We start from the raw sequence: 554 nt of genomic DNA, 5'->3' as shown, positions 1-554 counted from the left end.
AAATCCGAACGAGCCTTATGATTATCCTGCTTGCAGCCTGCAATCACTGATCGACTCAATCGACGAAGCCCTTCTTCGCATACCATGTCAGTGAGAGGATTCGGCTCGCCGCATACATAAGCTTCCATCAGATGCGTAAATGCATCCATAGCGCCTCGTCCAGATGTGTATTGATCAGTCCCATAAGTCAATGTTGGGTCGACAATCGCAACGTCAGCCAACATGTCCGGACTTCTTAAACTTACTTTTACTTTGTCCTGCCCTGACTTCAGAACGGCATTTCTAGTCACTTCTGAGCCGGTACTCGCAGTTGTGGGAATCGCGATGAAGTGAATCGGTTTCGCTTTGAGAGGAACGTTTCTTCCAACTACTTCCACATAATCGTAGACATTACCCTGATTGGGAATGATTGCAGCCAATGCCTTGCCCATGTCGATGACGCTACCACCGCCGATCGCGATGACCATATCAGGTTGAAATTTTCGCCCGAGTACCGCCGTTTCTTCCACCATCGTAATGTTGGGCTCCCCATTGATGGCGACGTGCTGATAACG

The 554-nt window shown here is 49.1% G+C and carries 1 protein-coding gene; it reads right to left on the bottom strand.

The genetic code is table 11. From position 1 onward, the window contains the following. A partial coding sequence (locus tag R7044_RS27295) for an iron-containing alcohol dehydrogenase (RefSeq protein WP_225456235.1) occupies positions 1-554 on the bottom strand: 554 nt, incomplete at both ends.

The organism is Vibrio sp. 1402 (assembly GCF_033340275.1).
The sequence above is the reverse complement of the archived record's forward strand: the minus strand, read 5'-3'. Positions and strand labels throughout refer to the sequence as shown.